18 protein-coding genes are annotated in these 24,796 nt (G+C 74.6%); 10 read left to right on the top strand and 8 right to left on the bottom strand.

Annotated elements, in window-relative coordinates:
* The first annotated feature begins 27 nt into the window (after nucleotides 1–27).
* The 5 genes from CLV63_RS17620 (at nucleotide 28) to CLV63_RS17600 (ending at nucleotide 6,000) form a co-directional block, all read left to right on the top strand.
* Nucleotides 28–828 carry an enoyl-CoA hydratase/isomerase family protein gene (locus CLV63_RS17620; RefSeq protein ID WP_106584225.1) on the top strand — a complete coding sequence of 267 codons (801 nt, stop codon included), beginning with the start codon at nucleotides 28–30 and terminating at the stop codon, nucleotides 826–828.
* Nucleotides 829–951: 123 nt separating this feature from the next.
* A complete protein-coding gene (locus CLV63_RS17615) occupies nucleotides 952–2,427 on the top strand; it encodes an MFS transporter (RefSeq protein WP_211301349.1) in 1,476 nt (491 codons plus the stop codon).
* Nucleotides 2,428–2,565: 138 nt separating this feature from the next.
* Entirely contained in the window at nucleotides 2,566–4,833 is a 2,268-nt protein-coding gene (locus tag CLV63_RS17610) for an ATP-binding cassette domain-containing protein (protein ID WP_106584224.1), read from the top strand.
* A 118-nt stretch (nucleotides 4,834–4,951) separates the two neighbouring features.
* Entirely contained in the window at nucleotides 4,952–5,482 is a 531-nt protein-coding gene (locus CLV63_RS17605; protein WP_106584223.1) for a hypothetical protein, read from the top strand.
* A gap of 77 nt (nucleotides 5,483–5,559) precedes the next feature.
* Entirely contained in the window at nucleotides 5,560–6,000 is a 441-nt protein-coding gene (locus tag CLV63_RS17600; protein ID WP_106584222.1) for a type II toxin-antitoxin system PemK/MazF family toxin, read from the top strand.
* A gap of 36 nt (nucleotides 6,001–6,036) precedes the next feature.
* On the opposite strand, the gene CLV63_RS17595 is transcribed toward CLV63_RS17600, so the two are convergent.
* Together CLV63_RS17595 and CLV63_RS17590 are read right to left on the bottom strand one after the other, a co-directional pair.
* Nucleotides 6,037–7,008 carry an aldo/keto reductase gene (locus tag CLV63_RS17595; protein ID WP_106584221.1) on the bottom strand — a complete coding sequence of 324 codons (972 nt, stop codon included), beginning with the start codon at nucleotides 7,006–7,008 and terminating at the stop codon, nucleotides 6,037–6,039.
* Between the two features lie 231 nt (nucleotides 7,009–7,239).
* Complete coding sequence (locus CLV63_RS17590) at nucleotides 7,240–8,841, bottom strand: ABC-F family ATP-binding cassette domain-containing protein (RefSeq protein WP_106584220.1); 1,602 nt, start codon at nucleotides 8,839–8,841, stop codon at nucleotides 7,240–7,242.
* A 380-nt stretch (nucleotides 8,842–9,221) separates the two neighbouring features.
* Between CLV63_RS17590 and CLV63_RS17585 the strand changes: the two genes are divergently transcribed.
* Nucleotides 9,222–9,839, top strand: coding sequence for a TetR/AcrR family transcriptional regulator (locus CLV63_RS17585; RefSeq protein ID WP_106584219.1), 618 nt, complete (start codon nucleotides 9,222–9,224; stop codon nucleotides 9,837–9,839).
* Between the two features lie 70 nt (nucleotides 9,840–9,909).
* On the opposite strand, the gene CLV63_RS17580 is transcribed toward CLV63_RS17585, so the two are convergent.
* On the bottom strand, nucleotides 9,910–11,031 hold the full coding sequence (locus CLV63_RS17580) for an epoxide hydrolase family protein (protein ID WP_106584218.1): 1,122 nt from the start codon (nucleotides 11,029–11,031) through the stop codon (nucleotides 9,910–9,912).
* A 63-nt stretch (nucleotides 11,032–11,094) separates the two neighbouring features.
* Here CLV63_RS17580 and CLV63_RS17575 point away from each other — a divergent pair, with 63 nt between their 5' ends.
* Nucleotides 11,095–12,063: a helix-turn-helix transcriptional regulator gene (locus CLV63_RS17575; RefSeq protein ID WP_106584217.1), complete on the top strand. Its 969-nt coding sequence runs from the start codon at nucleotides 11,095–11,097 to the stop codon at nucleotides 12,061–12,063.
* An 18-nt stretch (nucleotides 12,064–12,081) separates the two neighbouring features.
* On the opposite strand, the gene CLV63_RS17570 is transcribed toward CLV63_RS17575, so the two are convergent.
* The 5 genes from CLV63_RS17570 to CLV63_RS17550 all read right to left on the bottom strand — a co-directional run bounded on the left by CLV63_RS17570 (nucleotide 12,082) and on the right by CLV63_RS17550 (nucleotide 22,702).
* Nucleotides 12,082–14,781 (bottom strand): PEP/pyruvate-binding domain-containing protein, encoded by a 2,700-nt coding sequence (locus CLV63_RS17570; RefSeq protein WP_106584216.1) that lies wholly within the window; start codon nucleotides 14,779–14,781, stop codon nucleotides 12,082–12,084.
* Entirely contained in the window at nucleotides 14,768–15,226 is a 459-nt protein-coding gene (locus tag CLV63_RS17565) for a MarR family transcriptional regulator (protein ID WP_245928885.1), read from the bottom strand. Before CLV63_RS17565 ends, CLV63_RS17570 begins: the two co-directional genes overlap by 14 nt.
* A gap of 206 nt (nucleotides 15,227–15,432) precedes the next feature.
* Nucleotides 15,433–19,725, bottom strand: a complete 4,293-nt coding sequence (locus tag CLV63_RS17560) for a TIGR02680 family protein (RefSeq protein WP_106584215.1) — start codon at nucleotides 19,723–19,725, stop codon at nucleotides 15,433–15,435.
* On the bottom strand, nucleotides 19,722–21,125 hold the full coding sequence (locus tag CLV63_RS17555; RefSeq protein WP_106584214.1) for a DUF2398 family protein: 1,404 nt from the start codon (nucleotides 21,123–21,125) through the stop codon (nucleotides 19,722–19,724). Before CLV63_RS17555 ends, CLV63_RS17560 begins: the two co-directional genes overlap by 4 nt.
* Nucleotides 21,125–22,702, bottom strand: coding sequence for a TIGR02677 family protein (locus CLV63_RS17550; RefSeq protein WP_106584213.1), 1,578 nt, complete (start codon nucleotides 22,700–22,702; stop codon nucleotides 21,125–21,127). The genes CLV63_RS17555 and CLV63_RS17550 overlap by 1 nt, the downstream gene beginning before the upstream one ends.
* Nucleotides 22,703–22,812: 110 nt before the next feature.
* On the opposite strand from CLV63_RS17550, the gene CLV63_RS17545 reads away from it, so the two are divergent.
* The 3 genes from CLV63_RS17545 to CLV63_RS17535 all read left to right on the top strand — a co-directional run bounded on the left by CLV63_RS17545 (nucleotide 22,813) and on the right by CLV63_RS17535 (nucleotide 24,748).
* Nucleotides 22,813–23,262, top strand: coding sequence for a hypothetical protein (locus CLV63_RS17545; RefSeq protein ID WP_106584212.1), 450 nt, complete (start codon nucleotides 22,813–22,815; stop codon nucleotides 23,260–23,262).
* Nucleotides 23,263–23,372: 110 nt separating this feature from the next.
* The gene (locus CLV63_RS17540) at nucleotides 23,373–23,957 is read left to right on the top strand and encodes a hypothetical protein (protein ID WP_106584211.1); all 585 of its coding nucleotides are present in this window, start codon (nucleotides 23,373–23,375) and stop codon (nucleotides 23,955–23,957) included.
* A 308-nt stretch (nucleotides 23,958–24,265) separates the two neighbouring features.
* A complete protein-coding gene (locus CLV63_RS17535) occupies nucleotides 24,266–24,748 on the top strand; it encodes a hypothetical protein (RefSeq protein WP_245928884.1) in 483 nt (160 codons plus the stop codon).
* The last annotated feature ends 48 nt before the right edge of the window (nucleotides 24,749–24,796 follow it).

The following is a 24,796-nucleotide window of genomic DNA, read 5'->3' as shown; positions in this document are numbered from 1 at the left end:
CACGCGGTGTGCGGGAGGTGAGTGCGCATGAGCGCCGGACCTGCGGAGCGGGTGCACGAGCACCTGGTGGAGACCCGCGGCGACGGGGTCGCCGTGCTGCGGGTCGACCGCGAGGACGCGCTGGGGGCGCTGTCCCGCGGCATGGTCGAGGCGCTGGGCCGCTACCTCGCCCGGCTGCGGACCGACGACGACGTGCGGGTGCTCGTGCTCACCGGGACCGGCCGCGGGTTCGTCGCGGGCGCCGACATCGGCGAGTACAACGGGGTGTCGCGCACCGCGTTCGACGACTACCAGCGGCTCTCGCGCGGCGTGTTCGACCAGCTGGCGCAGTTGCCGCAGCCGACCGTCGCCGCCGTCAACGGCTACGCGCTGGGCGGCGGGTTCGAGCTCGCGCTGTGCTGCGACCTCGTCGTCGCCTCGACCGGCGCCCGCTTCGGCCTGCCGGAGGTCTCGCTCGGGCTGCTGCCGGGCGGCGGGGGCACCGTCCGATTGGCGCGGGCGATCGGCGCCCGCACCACCAAGGAGCTGGTGCTGACCGGCCGCCGGATGAAACCCGCCGAGGCGCGCGACCTCGGCCTGCTCACGGCGGTGACGGAGCCCGACGAGCTGATGGCGCGCGCCGGTGAACTCGCCGCGACGATCGCCGCCCAGGCGCCCCTGGCGGTGCGCGAGGGCAAGCGCCTGGTCGACGACGGCCTGGACACGGGGCTCGCCACCGCGCTCACCCGCGAGCAGCAGACGCTGTCGTGGCTGTACGGCACTGCCGACGCGCAGGAGGGCGTCGCGGCGTTCCTGGAGAAGCGCCCGGCGGTGTTCCGCGGGCGCTGACCTCGCACTCCGGAACAGCGCAGCCGAGCGCGGCGGAATCCGGGCCGGCACCGGCGGGGAGGGGCGCCCCGGCGGCGGCGGTTCTACCGGGCGGCCGCGGATCGGGAGCGTAGAGTCCGAGCGGTGAGCGGAATCAGGTGGGGCAGCGCGCAGGCGCGCTGGGTGCTGCTCGCGACCGTCACCGGGTCGGGCATGGGGTTCCTCGACGGCAGCGTGGTGGGTGTCGCGCTGCCCGCGATCGGCCGCGAGCTGCACGCCGAGGTCTCGGGTCTGCAATGGATCCTCAACGGGTACATGCTGGCGCTGGCGTCGCTGATCCTCATCAGCGGCTCGCTGGGCGACCGGATCGGGCGGCGCCGGGTCTTCCTGATCGGCACCGTGTGGTTCGCCGTCGCGTCGCTGGCCTGCGCCGCGGCGCCGACCGTCGAGCTGCTCGTCGCCGCGCGGGTGCTCCAGGGGGTCGGCGCGGCGCTGCTCACCCCCGGCAGCCTCGCCCTTCTGGAGGCGGAGTTCGCCGAGGAGGACCGCGGCCGCGCCATCGGCGCGTGGTCGGGGCTGACCGGGGTCGCGAACGCCATCGGCCCGTTCGTCGGCGGCTGGCTGGTCGACGCCGGGGACTGGCGCTTCATCTTCCTGCTCAACATCCCCCTCGCCGTCATCGTGGTGGTCGTGGCGGTGCGCCACGTCCCGGAGTCGCGCGACGCCGGCGCCGGGTCGGCCCGCGATCTCGACTGGACCGCCGCGGCGCTGACCGTTGTGGGGCTGGGCGGCACCACCTACGCGCTGACCGCCGCCGGCGAGGCGGGCGTCACCGCGCCGTCGGTGCTGGTCGCGGCGGGGCTCGGCGTCCTGGCCCTGCTGCTGTTCGGGTGGTCGCTGCGCCGCAGCTCGCGCCCCCTGATCCCGCCGCGGTTGTTCGCCTCGCGGCTGTTCGTCGCGGCGAACCTCGTCACGATCGGGGTGTACGCGGGCCTGGGGATCATGTTCTTCCTGCTGGTCGTGCAGTTGCAGCAGGTGCTCGACTACAGCGCGGTGCAGGCCGGTGCCGCCACCCTGCCGATCACCCTGCTGATGCTGACGCTGTCGGCGCGCTCCGGCGACCTGGCCCGGCGGTTCGGGCCGCGCGCGCAGATGAGCATCGGGCCGCTCGCCATGGCCTGCGGACTGCTGCTGATGCTGCGCATCGGCCCGGGGGCCGGGTACCTGACGGAGGTGCTGCCCGCCGTCCTGGTGCTGGGACTCGGCTTGGCGGCCACCGTGGCGCCGCTCACGGCCACGGCGCTCGGCGCGGCGGGGCCCGCGGACGCCGGGACGGCGTCGGGCGTCAACAACGCGATCTCGCGCGCGGCGCAGCTGACGGCGGTCGCCGCCATCCCCGCCGCGGTGGGGATCAACGGGACCTCCTACCTCGACCCGGTGCGGTTCAGCGCCGGGTTCCACAGCGCGATGCTGGTCGCCGCCGCCATCGCCGCGGTGTCCGGCGCCGTCGCGTTCCTGCTGATCCGCCGCCCCGCCGCTCCGCCGCCGTGCGGGTCCGACTACGTGTGCGGGCTCGACTCCGCGCCGCTGCGCGCAGCGGCCGAACCGGCGGCCGACTGAAGGTCGCCCCCGCCGCCCGGACCCCGCACCGGCGGGCCGCCCGGGTGCCCGGAATCACCGCCGAGTTCCTGACATGAGATGTCAGGAACGCCGCTTAGCGTGCCGCGTACGCACACGGCGCACAGCGGAGGGACCGGAATGCAGCATGACTTCATCGAGATCACGGGCGCGCGGGAGCACAACCTCAAAGGCGTGTCCCTGCGCGTGCCCAAGCGCGCGATCACGGTGTTCACGGGCGTGTCCGGCTCGGGCAAGTCGTCGCTGGTGTTCGGGACGATCGCGGCGGAGTCGCAGCGGCAGCTGAACGAGACGTTCAGCGCCTTCGCGCGCAACAGGCTGCCCCGCCACGGGCGCCCCGATGCCGACGCGATCGCCAACCTCTCCACGGCGATCGTCGTCGACCAGAAGCGGCTCGGCGGGAACTCGCGGTCGACGGTCGGCACCATCACCGACATCTACGCGCTGCTGCGGCTGCTGTACTCGCGAGTGGGCACCCCGTTCGTGGGCTTCTCCAACGTGTTCTCGTTCAACGACCCGCAGGGCATGTGCCCCGAGTGCCACGGCCTCGGCCGGATCGACGTCCTCGACCTCGACGCGTTCTTCGACCTCGACCTGTCGCTGAACGACGGCGCGCTGCGCTACCCCGACTTCCGGGTCGGCACCTACTACTGGGGTTACTACGTGAACTCCGGCCACTTCGACAACGACAAGCCGCTGCGCGACTACACCGGGGACGAGTGGCACATGCTGCTGTACGGCAGCGACGGCAAGGTCGGCTTCGACACCGCCTACGGCAAGCTGTACTCCGACTACGAGGGCGCCGTCGACCGCTTCACCCGCCTGTACATCAGGAAGGGCGCAGAGGACATGTCGGAGCGCGGCCGCGCGGCGTACCTGTCGTTCGTCGTCTCGGGCCGGTGCGGGGCGTGCGGCGGCACCCGCCTCAACCCCGAGGTCCTCGGCTGCACGATCGACGGCCGCAACATCGCCGAACTCGCCGCGATGGAGGCGGTCGACCTCGTCGAGGTGCTGCGCGGCATCGACGCCCCGGTCGGCGCGACCGTCCTCGCCGAGCTGATCGAGCGGATCGAGCACCTCATCGGGATCGGGCTGGGCTACCTGAGCCTCGACCGGCGCACCGCCACCCTCTCCGGCGGGGAGTCGCAGCGCATCAAGATGGTGCGGCACCTCGGCAGCAGCCTGACCGACGTCATGTACATCTTCGACGAGCCGAGCATCGGCCTGCACGCGCGCGACGTCCGGCGGCTCAACACCCTGCTGCGGGAGCTGCGCGACAAGGGGAACACCGTGCTGGTCGTGGAGCACGATCCCGACGTCATCGAGATCGCCGACCACGTGGTGGACCTCGGGCCGCGCGCGGGCGCCGACGGCGGCGAGATCGTCTACGAGGGCGGCCTCGCGGGGCTGGCCGCCGCCGACACGCTGACGGCGCGGCACCTGCGCACCGGGGTCCGGCTCAAGGAGCGGGTGCGGCGGCCCACCGGCCGGCTCAAGATCACCGGGGCGGCGACGCACAACCTCAGGGACGTGAGCGTCGCCGTGCCGACCGGGGTGCTCACGGCGGTGACCGGGGTCGCCGGTTCGGGGAAGAGCACCCTGATCAACGAGCACTTCCTGGTGGAGAACCCCGAGGCGGTCGTCATCGACCAGTCGGCCATCGGCACGTCCCGGCGGTCCAACCCGGCGACCTACACCGGGGCGATGGACGACATCCGCCGCCTCTTCGCCAAGGCGAACGGGGTGAGCGCCTCACTGTTCAGCGCCAACTCCAAGGGCGCCTGCGAGGCGTGCAACGGCTTGGGGGTCATCTACACCGAACTCGCGTTCATGGCCCCGATGACCTCGACGTGCGAGGTGTGCCAAGGGCGCCGCTTCAAGTCCGGGGTCCTGGCGCACACGGTGCGCGGCCGCACCATCAGCGACGTCCTGGCCATGCCGGTGGCGGAGGCCGCGGCGTTCTTCACCGAACCGGGGATCGCCGCGGTGCTGGGCTCCCTGGAAGCCGTCGGGCTCGGCTACCTGACGCTCGGCCAGCCGGTCAGCACGCTGTCGGGCGGCGAATGCCAGCGGATCAAACTCGCGGGGGAGCTGCGCAAGAGCGCGGCGACCTACGTCCTGGACGAGCCGACGACCGGCCTGCACATGTCCGATGTGGCGCACCTGCTGCGGATCCTGGAGCGGCTGGTCGACGGCGGCGGGACGGTCGTGGTGATCGAGCACGACCTCGACGTCGTCAAGAGCGCCGACTGGGTCATCGACCTGGGCCCCGAAGGCGGCCGCGACGGCGGCGCCGTTGTGTTCGAGGGGACGCCGGGGGAGATGGCGGCGTCCGGCGACTCGCACACGGCGCGCCACCTCAGGGAGGACGTGCGCAGGTCGGGGTGACCGGTCCCGGTCCGCCGTTCCGGGGCGGGCCGGGACCCGTGTCCAGCGGGTTTTTCGCATCGGATTGGATATATTGGGCCGACCTGGATCCGATCCACCAACACAAGGGGCGACCCCCATGCACCCTCAATACGGCGGCGAGCAGGACCCCTACGGCAACCAGCCCTACGGTCAGCACGGGTACGCCCAGCAGGGATACGGGGGGTACGGGCAGCAGCCCTACGGGTATCCCATGGAGCGGCCCGGAACGGTGCTGGCGGTCCGCATCCTCACCTTCATCGCCGCGGTCGTCGCACTGCTCTTCGCCGCGCTCTTCGGCGCGGCCTTCGCGATCCCCGAGGTGCAGGACGGCCTGGCCGCGGGGGCCGCCGACGCCGGGCTCCCCGCGGGGACCGGCATCGTCATCGTCGCCGTGGCCCTGGGGTTCTTCGGCGGCTACGGGATCATCTCGCTGATCCTGGGCAGCATCGGCGGCAAGCGCTCCAGCGGCGTGTGGTGGTTCCAGATCCTCTTCCAGGGGCTGATGCTGGCCTTGGAGCTGCTGTCCTTCGTCACGGGCGGTTTCGGGGCGATCGTCTTCATCGTCTACACCGGGGTCATCGTGCTGCTCCTCTCGATGTCCAGCACGCGGGAGTGGTACAAGGGCTGACCCCGAGAGGCCCGCGGCGCTCCCTGCCGCCGCGGGCGGGTCTCCACGCCGGCGCCGATCCGCCCTAGGATTCCGCTGTGCACAACTCAGCAAAGGACGGCCGCGCCGACCACCCGCACCGCGGGGAGGTCCGCGAGGTGCCGACCGCGCGCAACGCCACCAGCCTGGAGTACAGCCCCGATCGCGACGGCAGGGCCGACGCAGGGGAGATCGTGTGGACGTGGGTCCCCTACGAGGAGGACCCGCAGCGGGGCAAGGACCGCCCGCTGCTCGTCGTGGGCCGCCGCGGCACCGAGCTGCACGCCCTCATGCTGTCGTCCCAGGAGCCCGACACCTGGGAGGAGCACGACTGGTTCGACCTGGGGGCGTGGGACGACAGCGGCCGCCCGTCCCACGTCCGCCTCGACCGGCTGTTCCAACTGGGGGAGTCCGACATCCGCCGCGAGGGCGCGATCCTCGACGGGCGCCGGTTCGCCGAGGTCGCCGCGGTCCTGCGGGAGCGCTACGGCTGGCACTGACAGCGGGCCGGGGCCGCAGGCCCCGCCCCGGCGCGGTCAGGCCGAGGCGCGGTCGAGCCGCGCGACCTCGGCGTCGGTCAGCCGCACGTCGGCCACCGCCAGCAGCGCCGACAGCTGCGCGACCGTGCGGGCGCTCGCCAGCGGGGTGGCGACGGTGGGCTTCGCCGCCAGCCAGGCGAGGGCGACCGTGGCCAGTTCGACGCCCCGCTCCGTGGCGATCGCGTCGAGCGCGGTGATCACGGCGCGGCCGCGCGCGGTCTCCAGGTGCTTGCCGGCCCCCGCCGCGCGGACGCTCTCGACCTGGGCGCCGCTGCGGTACTTGCCGGTGAGGAAGCCCGAGGCGAGCGCGTAGTAGGGCACCGCGACCAGGCCGTGCCGCGCGGCGGTGTCGGCGAGCGGCCCCTCGTAGGTGTCGCGGGACACCAGGTTGTAGTGGGGCTGGACGGCCACGTACGAGGCGAGGCCCTCGCGCTCGGATACCGCCAGCGACTCCTGGAGGCGTTCGGCGCTCAGGTTGGACGCGCCGATGTGGCGGACCTTGCCGTCGCGGACGAGCCCGTCGAGCGTCCCGAGAATCTCCTCCACGGGGACGCCGGGGTCGTCGAAGTGGGTGTAGAAGAGGTCGATGTAGTCGGTGCGCAGGCGGCGCAGCGACGCCTCGATCCCGCCCTTGATCGTCGCGGCGGCCAGCCCCTTGTACTCGGGGTGCCCGCCGACCTTGGTGGCGAGCACGACGTCGTCGCGGTTGCCGCGCGAGGCGAGCCAGTTGCCGATGACGGCCTCCGACTCGCCGCCCTGGTTGCCCGGCACCCAGGCCGAGTAGACGTCGGCGGTGTCGACGAAGTTGCCGCCCGCGGCGAGGTAGCCGTCGAGCACCGCGAAGGACTGCTCTTCGTCGGCGCCCCACCCGAAGACGTTGCCGCCGAGGGCGACCGGATAGACGTCCAGGTCGGATGGTCCCAGCCGGAGCCGGTGCGGGGTGCGGTCGTTGGGTCCGATTTCAGCCATGTGCAGAGCAAACCGCACCCGGCACCGCGCTATTCCGTGCCCCGCGGCTCCGGCGTGTCGGCGCGGGACGGCAGCCCGCACGGTGTGCGCCCGGGCGCGGGGCCGCATCCACGGCCCGTCCTCGTGTCCGGGGCGGTCCTGGCCGGCCGCCGCCCGCTCGCCTGTGCCCGCGTGGACCGGCCGCCGCCGCATCGGGCCCCGGCCCCCGCGCACCGCGGGGGCCGGGGCCGGTCATGGCGCCTCCGTCTCCGTCACGCTCCCGCCGTCGGTCGACCACCAGCGGGTGATCCCGAGCCCGCGCAGGAACGGCAGGTCGTGCCCTGCGACCAGCAGTGCGCCCCGGTAGTCGGCGAGCGCCAGCGTCAGCTGCCCGACGCTGTGCAGGTCGAGGCTGTTGGTCGGCTCATCGAGGATGAGCAGTTGCGGCGGGGTCCCGGCCAGCAGCAGGCACGCGAGGCTGACGCGGAACCGCTCGCCGCCCGACAGCACCCCCGCCGGCTGGTCGGGCCGGTCGCCCCGGATGAGGAACCGGGCCAGCCCGGCGCGGACCTCGTGCGGGGTCGCCCGCGGCGCCGCGGCGCGCACGTTGTCGAGGACGCTAATGCCGTCGTCCAGCGTGTCCAGCCGCTGCGGCAGGTAGCCCACCGGGCCGCCGCGGGTGATCGCCGCCCCCGGCAGTTCGGCCCGCCCCGCTGCGGCGCGCAGCAGGGTGGTCTTGCCCGAGCCGTTGCGGCCGAGGACGCCCACCCGTTCCGGGCCGCGGATGGACAGGGTGGCGCCGGGCCGCCGCACCTCCAGGACGGTGCGCCCGGCGGGGACGTCGGCGCGTGCCACGTCGATGCGGATCCGGTCGTCGTCGCGTACGGCGTGCTCGGCGTCGGCCAGGCTCCGTTCGGCGTCGGCGACCTTGGCGGCCTGCATGATGCGGTGCTTGCCCGCCGAGACCTCCGCCTCCCGTTTGCGCTGCTTCATGATGACGCGCGGTTCGCGCTTCTGCGCGTACATCTTCTTGCCGTACCGCACCCGGCGGTCCAGCTTGGTGCGCGCCTCGACGAGTTGGCGCTGTTCGCGGCGGACGTCGGCCTCCGCGGCCCGCGCCATCCGCTGCGCCGCCTCCTGTTCGGCGGCGAGCTGTTCGGTGTAGTCGGTGTAGTTGCCTCCGTAGTGGTGGACGGACCCGTCGCGGAGTTCGGCGATGTGGTCCACGAGGTCGAGGAGTTCGCGGTCGTGGCTGACCACGATCAGGACCCCCTTCCAGGACCGCACCGCGTCGTAGAGCCGGTGCCGGGCCGCCCGGTCGAGATTGTTGGTGGGCTCGTCCAGCAGCGTGACGGCGGTGCGGCGCAGGACCAGCCCTGCCAGCCCGGTGAGGACCGCCTCCCCGCCGGACAGGCGGCCCACCGTCCGGTCGAGGACGTCGGTGCCGCCGTCGGGCGCCGGTGCGACACCGAACCGCTGGAGCTGTGCGCGGGCGCGCTCCTCGACGTCCCAGGCGTCGCCGATGGCGGCGAAGTGCACCGGTGCCGCGTCGCCGTTCTCGACGGCGCGCAGCGCGGCGCGCACCGGGGCGATCCCGAGCAGGTCGGCCACTGTGCGGTCGGCGTGCAGTGCGACGTCCTGAGCGAGGTACCCGACCTCGCCGGACGATGCGGCGTCGCCCGATGTGGGCGCGAGGTCGCCCGCGATCAGCCGCAGCAGCGTGGACTTGCCGGACCCGTTGAGCCCGACCAGCCCGGTGCGGCCGGTGGCGAACGCGGCGTCGAGGCCGGTGAGGACGGGTGTGCCGTCGGGCCAGTCAAAGGACAGTCCGGTGCACACGATGGATGGTGACATGCGGGGCCTCCCGGTCGGTGGCGCGCCGGACCCGGGTCGGGGTCGGTGGGCGCGAGGCGGCGGGCCCGCGCGGGATCGCGTCGGGCGGCGCTGCGGATGAAGTCGCCCCGCGGCGGCGGGGAAGGGGACCGCCCCTGCTGAGGGGCGGAACGGGGGCCGCACGGCAGGGTCAGGCGTGCGGTGCGGCCGGTGCCGGGCGCGGGCTGCGCGCCGTCGGCCGAGGGCTCAGGAGACCGGCTCGACGGCGCGACGCGACCGGGGCGCGAAGGCGTTCGGCAGGCCCAAGGGAATCGGCTCCTCAGTCGATCGATTAAACGCGACTATCATCGCGTTAGAGAGTATGGCACGACAGCTCTCACTAGTGCAACTATGGTCGCGTTATGAGTTCCGATGCTGACGGCGCCCCCGCGCGCCCCGGCGGCCGCACCGCCCGCAACACCGCCGCCGTACTCGACGCGACGCTCGCCGAACTCGGCGACAGCGGATACGCGGGGCTGACCGTGGAGCGGATCGCCGCGCGCTCAGGCGTACACAAGGCCACCGTCTACCGGCGCTGGGGCGGCGTCGACGGCCTGCTCGCCGCTTCGCTGGCGCGATCGCGCGAGGACGGCTGGGCGCCGCGGCGCACCGGCGCGCTGCGCGGCGACCTCGCCGCGCTGGGGCACGAGGTCGTCCTCGGCTTCACAGGGTCGGACCTGCGCTCCGTGCCGGCGGCCGCCATCTCGGCGGCCTTTCAATCCGACCGCGCCGCCGACGCGCTGCGCGCGTTCTTCGCCGACCGCCACGAACGCAGCGCGGCCGTCGTCACCGAGGCGATCGAACGCGGCGAGGCCCCCGCCGGCACGGACCCGTGCGAAGTCGTCCGGGCCGCCGTGGCGCCCCTGTACTACCGGCTGTGCGTCAGCAGGGAGCCGGTGGCGGCGGCCGACGTCGACCGCGCGGCGCGGCTCGCCGCCGACGCGGCGGGCACCGGCGCGTTCGTCCCCCCTGCCGCCTGAACCCCCGCCGCGCACCGCGGCGGGGACGCGGCGGTCCCGGCGGCGGGCGCCGCCGGGACCGCCGGTGTCCTCAGAGTGACCGGAAGAAGCCCCGGATGTCGTCCACGAGCAGGTCGGGAGCGTCGTGTGCGGCGAAGTGGCTGCCGGTGTCGTAGGTGTGCCAGGACACGATGTTGTGGTGGTCGCGCTCGGCGAACGGGCGGATGGACTGGAAGTCGAACGCGAAGTTCGCGAGCCCCGTGGGGACGGTGGTCGGCTCCGTCGGCGCCTCGGCGTGCGCGTCCTCGTAGTAGAAGCGCGCGGACGATGCCGCGGTGTTGGTCAGCCAGTAGGTCATCACGTTGGTGAGGATGTAGTCGCGGCTCACGGCGTCGCCGAAGAGCTGGCAGCTCCACGCGAGCTGCCCCACCGGCGAATCGGCGAGCGCGTGCGCCAGGTTCTGGGGCGCCTGGGACTGGAGCTTGTCGTAGGCTCCCTGGTTCTCGTAGAACCATTGCAGGAACTTCACCCGGCCCGTGTCCTCCTCGCTCAGGCCGTCGAGCTCGCCCGGAGTCCCGTTGGGGAACGAGAAGATCTGGGTGACGTGGACGCCGGTCACGTGCTCGGGGTCGAAGCGGCCGATCTCGGGCGACACCAGGGAGCCGCCGTCGTTGCCGTGCGCCCCGTAGCTGTCGTAGCCCAGCCGGCGCATGAGCTCGGCCCACGCCTTGGCGGTGCGGTACCGGTTCCAGCCCCGCTCTGTCGTCGGACCGGAGAACCCGAAGCCCGGAAGCGACGGGATGACCAGGTGGAACGCGTCGGCGGGGTTCCCGCCGTGCGCCCGGGGGTCGCTGAGCGGGCCGATCACGTCCAGGTACTCCGCGGGCGTCGTCGGCCAGCCGTGGGTGAGGATCAGCGGGGTCGCATCGGGCTCGGGGGAGCGCACGTGCAGGAAGTGGATGTGCTGGCCGTCGATCTCGGTGCTGAACTGGGGGTAGCTGTTCAGCTTCGCCTCCCAGGCGCGCCAGTCGTAGCCGTCCTTCCAGTAATCCACCAGCTTCTGGACGTATTCGAGGGAGACCCCGTAGTCGGATCCGACGCCGGGCAGTTCGCCGGTGAAGCGGGTCCGGTCGAGCCGGTAGCGCAGGTCGTCGAGGTCGGCCTCGGGGATCTCGATGCGGAAGGGGCGGATTTCGGTGCTGTTGTTCTCCATGTCGCCGACACTAGAGGGTCCTTAGGAAGAGTTCGTTCCTAATGAACTGGCACAGTGGAGAATATGTTGGAGACATCGGCACGACTGCTGAAACTGCTGTCCCTACTCCAGACCCCGCGCCACTGGCAGGGGGCCGAGCTTGCCGAGCGCCTCAGTGTCAGTGGGCGCACGGTGCGCAACGACGTCGAGCGCCTGCGCGGACTCGGCTACCCCGTCGACGCCACCCGCGGTTCGGCGGGCGGGTACCGGCTCGCCGCGGGCGCCTCCATGCCGCCGCTGCTGCTCGACGACGAGGAGGCGGTGGCGGTCGCCATCGGCCTGCGCACCGCTGCGGAGAGCGCCATGGAGGGCGTCGAGGAGACGTCCCTGCGTGCGCTCGCCAAACTGGAGCAGGTGCTGCCCTCCCGCCTGCGGCGCAGGGTCGGGGCGCTGCGCGACCACACCGTGCCCGTCCCGGCCGACCGGCGCGGTACGCGGGTCCCGACCGACACCCTCGTCACCATCGCGGGCGCCTGCCGCGACAACGAGCGGCTGCGCTTCGACTACCGGAACCACAGTGGGTCGGCCGGGCGCCGCAGCACCGAACCGTACGGGCTGGTCACCTGGGGTCGGCGCTGGTACCTGGTCGCGTGGGACCTGGACCGCGCGGACTGGCGCACGTTCCGCGCCGACCGGATCGAACCGCTCACCCCCACAGGCCCGCGGTTCACGCCGCGGGACCTGCCTGAAGGGGGCGACCTCGCGGCGTACGTGTCGCGGCGGGTCTCGGCCGCGGCGTGGCGCTACCGGGCCAGCATCACGGTGCACGCCCCCGCCGAGGCGGTGACCGCCCGGATCTCCCCTGCGGTCGGCACCGTCACGGCCGTCGACGAGCACACCAGCGTCCTGCACACGGGGGCCGACGAACTGGAGACCCTCGCCGTTTACACCGGCATGCTCGGCGTCGACTTCACCGTCGACGACCCGCCCGAGCTGGTCGCCCACCTCCGCATCCTCGCCGACAGGTACGCCAGGGCCGCTCCGACGCTCTGACGCGGCGGCCGGCGGCGGTCACCGCACCGGGGCCGGGTCGTCCCGGTGCTCCGCGTCGGCGGCGACGGACACGGCCCCAGAGGTGCCGTCGACCGTCACCTCGTCGCCGCTCTCGACGCGCCCGGTCGCGTGCGCGACGCCCACCACGGCGGGGATGCCGTACTCCCTGGCGACGACCGCGCCGTGCGAGTTCGCGCCGCCCATCTCCATCACCAGGCCCCCGGCGGTGAGGAACAGCGGGGTCCACCCGGGGTCGGTCGAGGGGCAGACGAGGATCTCGCCCGGTTCCAGGTGCGCGCCGACCGGGTCGAGCACCACCCGCGCGGTGCCGGTGGCCGTACCGGAGGACGCCGGGGTGCCGGTCAGCCCGCCGCCCTCGGGGAGGGCGCCGGTGGCGACCGCCTCGGGTTCGGTGCCGTCGGACAGCACGATGCGGGGCAGGTGCCGGCGGCCCAGCTCCCGGTTGTAGGCGTCCTTCCGCTCCGCCACCCGCGCACGCAGGTCGGTGCCGTCCAGGCCGGAGCGGGCCTCGGCGAGGTCGACGAAGAAGACGTCGTCGGGGTGCTCCAGGAGGCCGCGCCCCGCGAGGTCGGCGCCCACAGCGGTGAGGTGGGTCCGCGCGGCCGCCAAGACGACCACGAAGCAGTACTTCGGCAGTTCCCGGATGCCCAGCAGGGCGCGGGCCCGGCCGAGCGCGAAGCGCGCCGCTCCGGCCCGCGCCCCGCTCACCCGGCCGCTCAGCTCCTCGATCATCGCCTCGGCCTCGGCGGCGCCGCGGGCGAACAGCGTGTCGGGCGCCAGGCCGGGGTCGTCCAGCCGCAGGTAGTTCGCCAGCACGCCGATGATGTGCGTGGGGTCCTCCGCCCAGCGGGGCCGCCCCAGATCGATCTCGCCGACGGTGCGGTGGCCGTACTCGGTCAGGAACCCGGCGAGCCCGCCCGCGAGCGGTTCGGGCAGCGCGTCCTTGTGGAACCGCTCGGCGAGGTCCGCGGGCGGGGTGCCGCGCAGCAGCGCCGCGGCGTCGTCGTCGGCGGCGACCCGCTGGGCGAGGTGCCACAGGGCGAGGTCCATCTCGGTGGTGACGTTGTCCGGCAGGCCGCGCAGCACGGTCGCGATCTCGCCGGGCCGCGCGTGCCCGCGCAGCAGCAGGGACGCCAGGCCGAGCGCCGCCGCTCCGGCGAGGCCGAGCGGCAGCAGCCGCACGGCGGTCGGGCCGAACGTGGTGCCGAGCAGCTCCTCGGCGCGGTCGAGTCGCTCGACGGGCTTCGCCGCGGTGGCCGCCGCCTGTGCGCGCAGACCCGCGGCGAAGCGGCGGGCGTCCCGGTTCGCCCAGGCCGGGGACACCGCAGCGGCGGCGGCCCGCAGAGGGAGGCCGTTGCGCAGCGCGAACGGCACGGCGCGGCGCAGGAACGGCAGTGCCGAGGTCCGGGTCAGGCTGAACCGCGGATCGTCGGCCAGCGCGCGGACCACCACGGCGGATCGCGCCTCCATGACCCCGAGCAGCCTCAGGGCGATCGCGCGGCCCACCGTGCTGCGCAGCGGGGTGGTCGCGTCGATGAACAGCCGCCCGCCGCCCTCGGCGAGGGCCGGCGCGCCGTCGCGGAGGTCGGGGACCGGCAGCCCGATCATGCGGGCGACGCCGCCCGTGGCCACCCTGACAGCCGACGCGCCCATGGGTGTGAACGGCCGGAACATGCCCTGGGCGAGGTTGATGTTGAGGAAGGCGCGCGCGCCGTCGGCGTGGGTGCGGCGCACCGGCACCGGGTACAGCGTGGTGATCGGTCGGGACTGGGTGAGCCACAGCGCGCCCTCGGCGTCGATGGCCCACTCGGTGTCCTGGGGCGCGCCGTAGTGCCGCTCGACCCGGTCGCCGAGCCGGGCGAGCTCCGCCACCCGGTCGTCGGTGATGGCGGGTGCGTCGGCCGCGGTGCCGGACGTGTCGGCCGCCGCGGCGACGGTCTCGGTGCCGCCGCCGGGCAGCGAGCGGACCGCGTGCAGCTTGTCGCCGGTGCGGCGCTCGATGATGCGGCCGGTGTCGGTGTCGACCACGAAGTGGTCGGGGTTGACCGCCCCCGACACCACCGATTCGCCGAGCCCGGGAGCGGCGTCGATCACGGACTGGCGGCGGGTGCCGGTGACGGGGTTCGCCGTGAACATGACCCCGGCGAGTTCCGCCTGCACCATGTCCTGGATGACCACGGCGAGCAGCACGGAGCGGTGGTCGACCCCGTTCGCCGCGCGGTAGGCCACGGCGCGGTCGGTCCACAGCGATGCCCAGCAGTTCCGCACGGCGTCGAGGACGGCGTCGGCGCCGATGACGTTGAGGTAGGTGTCCTGCTGGCCGGCGAAGCTGGCACCTGGGAGGTCCTCCGCCGTCGCCGACGACCGGACGGCGACGGGCGTCTCCGACCCGTCCCGGACAGCGGCGGCGACGTCGTCGGGGACGGGGACGGCCAGGACCAGTTCGCGCGCCCGCTGCGCCAGCGCCCGCAGGGCGGCGGTGTCGCCTGGGTCGGTGGCGTCCAGTTCGTCGAGGACGCCGTCGAGCGCCCCGCCGACGGCGCTGCGGTAGGCGGCGGTGGTCAGGCAGCGGCCGGGCGGGACGGGCAGTCCGGCGCGGGTGAGGACGCCGAGGTTGGCGGCCTTGCCGCCGACCAGCGCCACCGTGTCGGGCTCGATCTCGGCGAAGGACAGGACGAGCGGTTCAGGTGTGGTCATGGCTGCGTCTCCTAGCGGACTCGCCGAGCAGCTCCATCGCGCGGGCGACGAGGCGGCGTTCGTCGGCGGTGAGGTCGTTGACCAGTGAGAGCTGTGCCTCGGCGCGGAGGCGCTCGAATCGGCGCAGGAAGGCCGTACCGGTCTCGGTGAGGACGATGCGCCTGGCCCGGCGGTCCTCGGGGTCGTCGCGTCGGGCCACGAGGCCCCGCCGGACGAGCTGGTCGATGAGGCGGCTGGTGGCCGAGACCGACCGGCCGATGCGCTCGGCGAGTTCGCGCTGGGTGGGCGCGCCCGACCGGTCGAGCAGGTAGAGGGTCGCGACCTGGATCATGGACGGCTCGTTGTGCTCGAGCCCCCGCAGGGCCTCCAGCGCGAAGTCCGGCATCAGCGCACGCCGGACGTCCCCGATATCCCCGGCCAGCCGCTCCAGATCCGCCCCGTCCACGATCAAACTCCTTGCGTCACTGCAACTAATGCATCAACGCAACAATAACCCGCCCCTTCCTCCGAACCAAGCCCCCGCCGCCCGCGCCCTCAGCCTCCGGCCCGCAATGCCGTCGACCCCTCCCCTCAACTCCGCGCGACGTCGAAGGCCGCCGCTCGCGCTTCGCGCGGAGCGGCGGCCTTGGCGGGTCCGCTGGGGACGGGGCGTCAGGCGGGCAGGTTGTCGAGTGGCTCGGCGAGCATGCCCTCTTCCGGGACGGGGGTGGGGACGGTGCGGGTGGGTGGGAAGCCGAGTTCCTCGGCGGCGAGGGCGGCGGAGGTCGGGCCGCCGCCGTCGTCGACCAGGCGGCCGCCGTCCCACAGCATCAGCAGGGCCGACACCGTGTGCCCCGCCTCGTCGTGCTTCAGGTCGTAGTGGGCGGCCTGCGGGATCGCCGCGTAGGCGAGCCACAGGTCGTAGCCGGTCATGAACACGTCCAGGTCGAACTTCACGGTGAGTTCCACCAGGTCGGGGCGGTACATCTCGTCGATCCCCGCGAACGCCTCGTCCAGCGCGATCAGCCGCGGGCACGTGGGGTACCCGGACTCGTACTGGGCGTTGGCGGCGGCGAACAGCGGCAGGTGCAGCGCCGCGGCCTTCTCCCCGCCCGACAGCTTGGAGTGCCGTCCCGACGTCAGCTTCTCCTCGGACTTGCCCGGCTGGGTGATGCGCAGTTCGAACCGGTGCCAGTCGCGGTAGTCCAGGACCCGACCGAGCAGCTTGCGGTACGAGGACACCTGGTCGGCCGCACGCGCGGCCCGGATCTGGTCGCGGAGGTGGCCGCGCAGCTTGGCGAGCCCGGCCGCGCCGAGCGCGTGCGGGTCCCGCTTGAGCAGCTGGACGACCGCCCGCTGCGACTCGGTGAGCCGGTCGCTGCTCACCCAGCCGATCCCGATCGCGGTCTTGGACGACATCGGGCGGGCCCGCATCTCGGCGTTCATGGCCGTCACCAGGTCGCGGGCCTCCCGGGTGCGCTCGTGGATCTGGCTGGCGAGCCCGGTGAGGAGTTCGTCCTCCATGACGCCGCGCTCGCGCTCGTCCAGCAGCCGGCCCTGCTCCTCGACCTGTTCGGCGATGCGCGCGGCGAACTCCGCCACCGGCACCCGGGTCTCGGCGTCGTCGATGGTGATGAGGTTCAGCCCGTCGTCCTGCTGGCTCCACATCGCCTCGAACCCGGGGCCGGGGCCCGACCTGGCGTCGGCGAGCTCGTTCTCCAACGCGGCGTAGGCGTCGGTGAGGTTCTTGGCGTTGCCGGTGATCGCGGTGTGGCTCGGCCCGGACTCCCCGACGGCCCGGCGCAGCAGGTCGAGCAGCTCCGCGAGCTGCGCGGGCAGCACACCGTCGACCTCGGCGGCGGCGTCGCGGGACTCCGGCAGCGACAGCGCCGCGTTCAGCGCGGTCGCGGTCTCCGCGGGGTCCGGCCACGACTCCTCCGGCAGCCAACGAGGACTGATGGGCACGTCGAGCGCCGCGCGGACCTCGGGGAGCGCGCAGGACCGCAGCCGCGCCAGCGCCTCGTGCCGCTCGGTCAGCGCCTCGGCGAGCTGCCGCCCGGCGGCGTCGTGCTTGGCCTGCTCGCCGGAGTAGGCCACCCGCGCCTCGCCGGCCCGTGCGGTCGCGGCGTCGGCGGTGGCCGCCGCCGACGCGATCCCCTCCTCGGCCCGCGTGATCTGCGGCAGGAGCTCCTGGAGCGCGGTACCGATGTTGTCGTTCAGGGACGCGAGGGTGTGCTCCTCCTGGGTCAGTTCGGTGCGCAGCCGGGCGATGCGCCGCGCGGCCTCCTCGTTGGTGCGCTCGTCCTCGTGGAGGAGCCCGCTGCGCCCCTCGATGTCCTTCTCGCCGTCGCTCTCGGTGTCGCGCAGGCGCACGAGCGTGGCGCCCAGGGCGGTCACGTCGGCCACGGCCTGTTCCACGGCGGCGAGGGCGTCGCCGTCGTGCGGGAGCCGGTGCCGGTCGGCGTCGCGCCGCAGCGCGTCGCGGGAGGTGCCGTAGTCGGCGGTCGCGCGGTCCAGGCGCTTGCGCGCGCCGCCGAGCACCCGCTCCGCCTGCTGCACGGCGCCGCCTTCGCTCTGGACGCGGCCGAGCGCCGCGGCGATCCCGTGGGTCTTCGGTAGGTCGGCCCGGGCGTCGGCGAAGCGCCGCCGCCGCGCCTCCAGGTCGGCGAGTTCGGCGTCGAGTCCGGCGGCGCGGTCGCGCAGCTCGGCGATGCCGGCGTCGCATTCGGCGAGCCTGCGGCGGCGCCGGGCGGCCCGCGCCGTCGCGCCGATGAACTCGGAGTCGGCCTTGGGGAAGGACCCCTGCTGCGGGCCGACGCCGAACCGCCCGGCCCTGGTGACCACGGCGCCGGCGGGTTCGGCGGGGAGGGCGTCGTCGGCCAGCGCGATCGACGCGAGGATCCCCTGGACGACCTCGACCGGGACGAGGTCCTGGTCGGCCTCTGCCACCAGGACCTCGGCGAGCGACGGTCCGCCGGGGCGCAGCTCCGGCGGCAGTGCCGCCAGGTAGCCGTCGGGTTCGCGGTCGGCGAGCGCCTGCGCGGTGAGCGCCGGGTCGGGGTGGACCCAGGCGGTGAGCAGGTGCGCGCCGTAGAGCGCCCCTTCGACGGCCGCGGCGACGGCGGGGTCGGTGCCGGGGGCGAAGTCGACGAGCTGCCACAGCGGCGCGCCCGGCCGCGCGGAGCGGTCGGCCGGGCGCAGGTCCGATGCCGAGGGGGCGTCGTCGTGCTCGGCGGCCACCGCGTCGCGCTCGTCCTGGGCGGCGCCGAGGGCCGTTTCGGTGTCCGCGCGCTCCCGCTTGCGCTGCGCGGTGGTGTCGCGCAGCGCCTCGACGCGGTTCTCCGCGTGCCGGGCGAGGAGTTCGCCCAGCCCGGGTGCGTCCGGTTCGCCGAGCAGTTCGAGGCCGGAGCGCAGGGCCGCGAGGTCTTCGGGCGAGGGCAGGTTCGGGCCGCCCGTCGGGGCCACCCACGCCTCGCCCCAAGCGGTGAGGCGGGCGGACGCGTCGGCCTGCGCGGTGTCGAGCGCGGACGTGGCGGCTTTCAGGCCGTCCTCTGCCGCGGCGAGGTCGTCCTCGGCGGCGGTCGCGGCCTGGGCGCAGCGGTCGCGCTCCTCGGCCGCGGCGGCCGTGGCCCGGAACCGCCCGCGCACCGCGTCGATCTCGGAGCTCCTGGTCGCGACGTGCGCCGACACCGCCTCTCGCAGGTGCCCGCTGGAGCCGCTGAGGTCGTCGTCGGCGAGCGCGATCCCGGCGCGGAGCGCGGTCTCGTGCAGCCGCTCGGTCGTCCGGGCCGCCTCCGCACGCGTGCGGGCCAGGGCACCCGACCGCTCGGCGAGTTCGCTCCGGAGGCGCTCGGCGGCCCTCTCGGCGTTGCGCAGGCCCGTCTCGGACTGCTCCAGGTTCTCCCGCTGCGCCGCGACGAGCCGCTGCTGCTCGGCCAGGCTCTCGCGGCCGGCGTAGGCGGGGTGCTTCTTGAGTCCGTCGAGGTCGCCCTGGTGCCCGGCGCGCCGGTCGGCGGCGTCGGCGCGCTCGCTCTCCGCTGCCGCGCGCTGCTCCTCGGCCGCCCGCATGGCGTCGGCGGTCGACCGGACCGCCGCGGCGTGCTCGACGACCTTGGCGCGCCGCCGGTCGGCCTCTGCCAGCCGCGCGCCCGCCTCGACCCGCAGGTAGGTGCCGTAGGACCCGCGGAACGCCTCGATCGCGGCGCCGACCTTGGACAGCCCCGCGAACGAGGTCTCGACCGCCTTGAGGTTGTCGAAGTCGCGGGCGACCTGCGCGACCAGCTCCTCGTTGATCGGGCGCAGCCCCGCGGTGAGGGTGTCGGACACCTTCTCGGGGTTCAGCCCCTGGGCGAGCATCGGCCGCCGCAGTTGCAGCAGCAGGTTCACCAGCTGATCGTACTTTTGCGCGCCCAGCCCGAACAGCCGCGCGTCGACCGCCGCCCGGTACTCCCACGCCTTCCCGGTGACCGCCCCGCGGCCGAGGAGCCCGGTGAGCATCTTCTTGGTGAGCGGCTGCGCGTTCTCGTTCAGCAGGCCGAGGTCGACGCCCATGCGCCCGTCGGCGACGAAGTACCAGCGGGACACGTCCGCGTCGTGGCGCTGGGCGCGCAGCCCCACACCGATGGTCACCGCCTCCGCGCCGCCACCGGGCAGCGGGCGGGCGAACTCCATCCACACGTACCCGTGCGCGGTGTCCTGCCCCTGGTAGAGCAGGTTGGACTTCATGGTGCGCTCTTCACCGCTGAACGGGTCGAGGCGGCGGGCGTCGACCTGGCCGTCCAGGATGAACGGGAACAGCACCTCCAGCGCCTTGGTCTTGCCCGACCCGTTGTGCCCGCGCAGGACCAGCCGCCCGTCGGCGAAGAGGAACTCCTCGTCGTCGTAGTCCCACAGGTTGACGATGCCGGCGCGGCTCGGCTTGAAGCGCCCCTCCGCATCGGGGGCCGCGGGGGTTTCGGCGGTCACAGGTCCTCCTCGGGTCCGGCGTGGAAGTCGAGCATGGCCTGGGGGTCGCCGTCGGCCCGGCCGGGCAGCGCCTGGGTGATGTTGCGGTAGCGGGCGGCGGCGGGCAGGACGAGCACGCCCCCGGGCCCCGGCTCGACCAGCCGCAGCCGGGCGAGCAGGCCGAGGGCCGCGCCGCGCAGGCCGGCGGGGTCGGCGCGCCAGGTGTCGGTGAACGACTCCGGGCCGAATTCGGCGTAGAGCGCGTCGACCATCTCGGCGAGGGTGTGGTCGGGGACGAACAGCACCTCGCCCGCTGCGTCGCCGCCGGGCGCCTCCGCCGCCCCGGCGGGGGCCTCCCGTCCGGGGTCGGCCTCTGCCGCGGCCGGCGCGGCGCGGTCGATGCGCGCGACCAGGTCGGCGTGCGCCCCGGCGCCGGACGGGTGCGCCACCCAGTGCAGCCGCTCCTTCGCCCACCCCTCCTCGCGCAGTTCGGCGAACTTGGCGAGGAGCAGCCCCGCGGCGCGGTTCACGGCCCCGCCGCGCCCGGGGAACGCGGTGTCGCTGAAGTCGCCCGTGGAGTCGACCAGTAGCACACCCTCGGCCCGGACCTCGGCGCGCACCCCCGTGAACCGCCGGACGGCGGCGAGCTCCGCCGGGTGGCGCAGCGCCTGCGCGATGGCGGGGCCGACCTCGGCGTCGTAGACCACCGGGCGCTCGACCAGCGCCCGGCGCGCCTGCCGCAGCCGGGCGGGGCCGTCGACGCGCTCCTCGCCGGTGCGCCCGCCCGCGTGCAGCAGGTCGGCGACCGACGCCAGGTGCTGCAACGGCCGCGCCGGCTTGAACAGCGCGCCGCAGACGTCGTGGTCGATGTCGTACAGGGCGTCGCCGCGCTCGGGGTCGCGCGCCCACGACTCGCTGGAACCGTCGGAGACCCGCAGCGCGCCCCGCGCGGCCAGCCAGTCGACGGCGTCGACGACGGCGGCGCGGTGCGCCCGCAGCAGCGGGTCGAAGCCCAGGCCGCCGATCGCGGCCGCGTCGGCGGCGAGGCGGCGCACCAGGTCGGCGAGGCTGATCTCGACCCGCGAGCGGTGCAGCGACGCCAGGATCAGGCACAGGTAGGCGATGCGGCGCCGGTCGAACCTGCGGTCGGCGCCCCTGCCGCCGCGCAGCCACTGGGTGGGGTCGAGCGTGTCGAAGACCCGGGTGAGGCGCGCGTGCTCGCCGGTGATGCGCACCCCGTAGCCGAGGAACGCGCGGAAGTCGGTGGTGAGCTGGTCGGCCCATCGGGTGACCTGCGCCAGCGCGGCGGGGGTGGGATGGCGGGCGGTGATGAGCGGATGCCGCAGCAGCAGCCGCACGGCACGCTGGTAGGACTCCAGGTCGGCGGCTGCGACGTCGGCCGCCACCGTGACGCGCGCCATCACTCGGCCCCTTCGGCGGCGGCAGGACGCGCCGCGCCGGGCCGGTCGAGCTCCAGCCGCAGGCCGGGCAGCCGCAGGCTCCCGTGCGCGGTGTGCACGACGCTGCCGGCGGCGTCGGGGACGAGGGTCAGCGCCACCGAATCGGCCTCCGAACGCCCCGGCACCCGGCCGGTGACCGGCACCGGCCGGGTCGGCAGCGCCTTGGTGAGCAGCCGCAGCAGCGCGGCGGTCTCGCGCTCGTCCAGCGCCCTGCCGTGCGCGCCGCGCACAGCGAGCGCGGTGGCGGCGGCGCGCTCCGCCGTGCGGCGCTGCCGCTGCCCGTCGCGCATGCTCGCCCGCTGCGCCTTGTTGTCGGTGCGCACCGCCTTGGGCTGGCCGGGGCCGCCGCCCTTGCCGGTGCGGAACACCGGCAGGTGCACCTCGACGCCCGGGGCGTCCCACCAGGTGGCGCGGGACGAGATCTGGTCGGCGTCGTCGTGCGCGGCGCCGACGTGGCGGACCGAGCCGAGGTTGAACGCCGCCGCCGCCAGCGCGTGGACGGCGTCGTCGTCGGGGGAGTCGGTGACCCACTCGGCGAGGTGCCGCAGCTGCGTCGTCCGGCTCACCCCGGTCTCGCGCGACTCGGTGACCTGCCGCAGCAGCGCGATGACCCCGGAGATGGCGGCCCGGGTGGCGGCGAGCATGCGCTGCGCGCCGGAGTCGTCGCCCCCGGTCCCGACGAACCACTCGTGCAGCCCGTCCCAGCGCCGCTGCCAGTCGGCGAGCCGGTCCTGCGGCAGCATCAGCACCCGCTCGTCGGCCTCTGCCGCGCGCCGGACCAGGGTCCCCGTGCCGGTGTGCTCGACCTCGCGGACCGCCTCGGCCAGCAGCGGCGCGAAGCGGCTCAGCTCCCCGCTGAAGTCGCCCATGTGCGACAGCAGGGCCTGCTTGTAGCGCAGGAACCGCTCCGGCGACGCGTCGGTGGTGCGGCCCAGGTCGGCGAGCATCAGGTAGAAGCGCGCCGCCCGCTGGGTCATGTCGGTCAAGGTGGCGTCGAGCCGCATCAGGCGGCGGTAGACCTCGTCGGTGTCGCCGGCGCCGTTGGCCTGCGCCAGCGCCCGGAGGTCGCGCAGGAGTTCGGTGACGACGAGCCGCGACAGGTTCGCGTCGCTCACCCTGGCGCTGAGCACGGCCTGCACCGCCTGGTAGGTGCGGTAGCCGATCTCGGTGAACTGGTAGATGGAGTTGCGGTTGCGGTAGTTGGCGAGGCTGCCGGCGCGCGACGCGTCCTCGGCGCGGTGCAGGACGTCCTCGTCGCGCAGGTCGTCGAGGAGGCGGCGCAGGTTCGCGCCGGGGTCGGGGACGCCGTCGTGCTCGCGCGCCAGCTCCGCCAGCGCCTCGGCGACCTCGCTCGGCGCGGCCTGCGGGCGGTGGGTCGCGCGCAGCCGGTCGAGCGCCCGCAGCACCCAGTAGTACGCGAGGTGGTTCTCGCGCTGGGTGAACGCGAACAGCCGGAGCCGCTCCTCCAGCGTCAACCCGTCGAAGTCGACGGCGCCGCCCGTGCCGTGCGGCGCCCCCTGCGCGCCGACCTCCTCCATGCGTCCCCCTTCCGCTGCGCCGACCGGCCGCCTCACAGCCTGCCATCGCTCGGGGACACGGTCCGGCGGACACGGTATCGTCCTGATTCCGCACCAGGTGAGGAGCCCGGATGATGTGGCGTCTCGAAGCCGTCGACGCCGACCTCGCTGCCCGCCTCGGCGCCGCCGACCCCGCGGCGCAGCGGCGCATGGCCGGGGCCGCCGCCCGCGCCGCCGCTGCGTTCACCGGCCTCGCCGACCCCGCGCCGATGGCGGCCCTGCACGCCCTCGACAACGGGCAGGTCGACGACGCCGTGCACACCGCGGCCGCCGCGCACGCCGCCCACCTCACCGGCTGCTACTGGGACGCCCACGACGCATGGGCCGACGCCGACGACGAGGTGTCGGCGCCCCGCCCGCCTGACACCGACCTCGACCGCTCCTGCGCGGCCCAGGCGGTGGCCGAGGCCGTGCGCGCCGACCCGCGTGCCGCGGCGCTGGAGGCGGTGTACTTCGCCGCGATCGCGGTCGGCGGGCTCGCCGCGCTGAACGGGCTGATCCGCTCGCAGCGCGACCCCTGACCGGGCCGCAGCGGGCCCGGGCGCGCCGAATGGAGTGCTATGTCCGCTTATAGTCCTTTCATGGGAAGGTCGGGCAGCCGCCGCGCCTCCCGGGGACACGGGGGAGCACGGTGCGGCGCGACACCATCATCTCGATCGTCATCGGATCACTCGTCGGCGCCTTCTTCGGCCGCGACTGGTTGAGCTGGGCCGGCCCGGCGGTGCCCCGATGGCAGGCCGCCCTCGACACCGCGGGGTGGACCGTGTTCGGCGCGTTCGCCGCCGCCGGGGTGCTCATCGCCGCGGCGGCGCTCCGCGGCCCCGCGCCCGCGGCGGCGGGGGCCGGCGGCCCGCCGAAATGGGGCTGGTTCCCCGTGGTGATCGCGGTGGAGGTCGCGCTGATCATCGGCGGCCAGAACCTGCTCAACGGCCCGTGGGACCGCCCCGAATGGGCCCCCGTGTGGACCATGGCGGTCGTCGGCGCGCACTTCGTGCCGTTCGGCCTGGTGCTGCGCATCCGCGCCTTCCACGTCCTCGCCTGTGCGCTGTGCGCGCTGGCAGCGGTGACCGTGCTCGCGGCGGCAGCGCTGGGCGGGACGGGGGCCTGGTACGCGCTGCCGGGCTTCGGCGGGGCCGCGGCGCTGTGGGGCTTCGCCGGGTGGGCGCTGTGGCGCACCGCCCGGGGGCGCGCAATGGAGTCCGCCCCCGCGTCCTGAGCGCCGCCGCGCCGTGCGTACCCCCGCGTGGAAGCGTTCCCGCACGTCGGCGGCTCCGCGGCCGGGAAAGCCCGCGGTTGCGCGGAAATCGTGCCGAATTCCCAGGTTTGCCAATGCCGGTTTCGGCCGTCCCGACCGCCCCGGAGCCGATATCGTGCAAGCGGCGGCCGCCGCGATCCGGGTTCTCCCGGTGCGGGCCCGCGTGCCTCCCGACCCCTCTGGCGGCACCGCTGCGTTGTCCCGCGCGATCCGAACCCGCCGCCGCGAAGTCCGCCTGTACGGCCCGCATCCTCCAGAGAGGCACGTCCGTGACCGAGAGTGTTCGCCTGGTCTGCCCGTTCGGACGCAAGCGCGCGGAGTTGTGGGGCGGTGCGGCGCTCGCCGCGCTGGGGCTCGCGACCGCCGCGCTCACCGCAGCGAGCTGGGCGGGTGTCGCCCTCGGAATCCTGCTCGCAGGGGCGGGCGGCGCCCTGATCTGGCACGCGGCGCTGCTGCGGGCCCCGGTGCTGGAGGTCGGCGACGGCGAGTTCCGCTACGTCCGCGGCCGCTACATCGTCCGGCTGCCGTTCTCCGAGATCGGCTCCTACTACGTGCTGCCCGGCCGCACCCGCTCGCTCGGCCTGTGCGACACCGCCGGCCGGCCGCGCGTCTTCCCCTCGGTCGAGGGCCGCCGCGCGAACCGCCCCTACCTGCCGCTCACCGGCCTCACCTCGCCCGGCCGGGTCGACACCTTCATGAGCACCGCCGGAATCCCGCAGCGCGACCGCTCCCTCACATCCGGGGCCACCTGAGCGGCACCGACGACGAAGGGCCGCCTCCCGTTCGGGAGGCGGCCCTGC

This window comes from Murinocardiopsis flavida (genome assembly GCF_003014485.1).
GTDB classification, from domain to species: domain Bacteria; phylum Actinomycetota; class Actinomycetes; order Streptosporangiales; family Streptosporangiaceae; genus Murinocardiopsis; species Murinocardiopsis flavida.
Note: the sequence above shows the minus strand (reverse complement) of the source record. Positions and strands in the feature narration are given on the sequence as shown.

Bases quoted from the DNA above. Each gene is read 5' to 3' on its own strand.
- CLV63_RS17620 (WP_106584225.1), top strand. From the start codon at position 28: ATGAGCGCCGGACCTGCGGAGCGGGTGCACGAGCACCTGGTGGAGACC.
- CLV63_RS17610 (WP_106584224.1), top strand. From the start codon at position 2,566: ATGCAGCATGACTTCATCGAGATCACGGGCGCGCGGGAGCACAACCTC.
- CLV63_RS17605 (WP_106584223.1), top strand. From the start codon at position 4,952: ATGCACCCTCAATACGGCGGCGAGCAGGACCCCTACGGCAACCAGCCC.
- CLV63_RS17595 (WP_106584221.1), bottom strand. From the start codon at position 7,008: ATGGCTGAAATCGGACCCAACGACCGCACCCCGCACCGGCTCCGGCTG.
- CLV63_RS17590 (WP_106584220.1), bottom strand. From the start codon at position 8,841: ATGTCACCATCCATCGTGTGCACCGGACTGTCCTTTGACTGGCCCGAC.
- CLV63_RS17585 (WP_106584219.1), top strand. From the start codon at position 9,222: ATGAGTTCCGATGCTGACGGCGCCCCCGCGCGCCCCGGCGGCCGCACC.
- CLV63_RS17580 (WP_106584218.1), bottom strand. From the start codon at position 11,031: ATGGAGAACAACAGCACCGAAATCCGCCCCTTCCGCATCGAGATCCCC.
- CLV63_RS17575 (WP_106584217.1), top strand. From the start codon at position 11,095: ATGTTGGAGACATCGGCACGACTGCTGAAACTGCTGTCCCTACTCCAG.
- CLV63_RS17570 (WP_106584216.1), bottom strand. From the start codon at position 14,781: ATGACCACACCTGAACCGCTCGTCCTGTCCTTCGCCGAGATCGAGCCC.
- CLV63_RS17555 (WP_106584214.1), bottom strand. From the start codon at position 21,125: ATGGCGCGCGTCACGGTGGCGGCCGACGTCGCAGCCGCCGACCTGGAG.
- CLV63_RS17550 (WP_106584213.1), bottom strand. From the start codon at position 22,702: ATGGAGGAGGTCGGCGCGCAGGGGGCGCCGCACGGCACGGGCGGCGCC.
- CLV63_RS17545 (WP_106584212.1), top strand. From the start codon at position 22,813: ATGATGTGGCGTCTCGAAGCCGTCGACGCCGACCTCGCTGCCCGCCTC.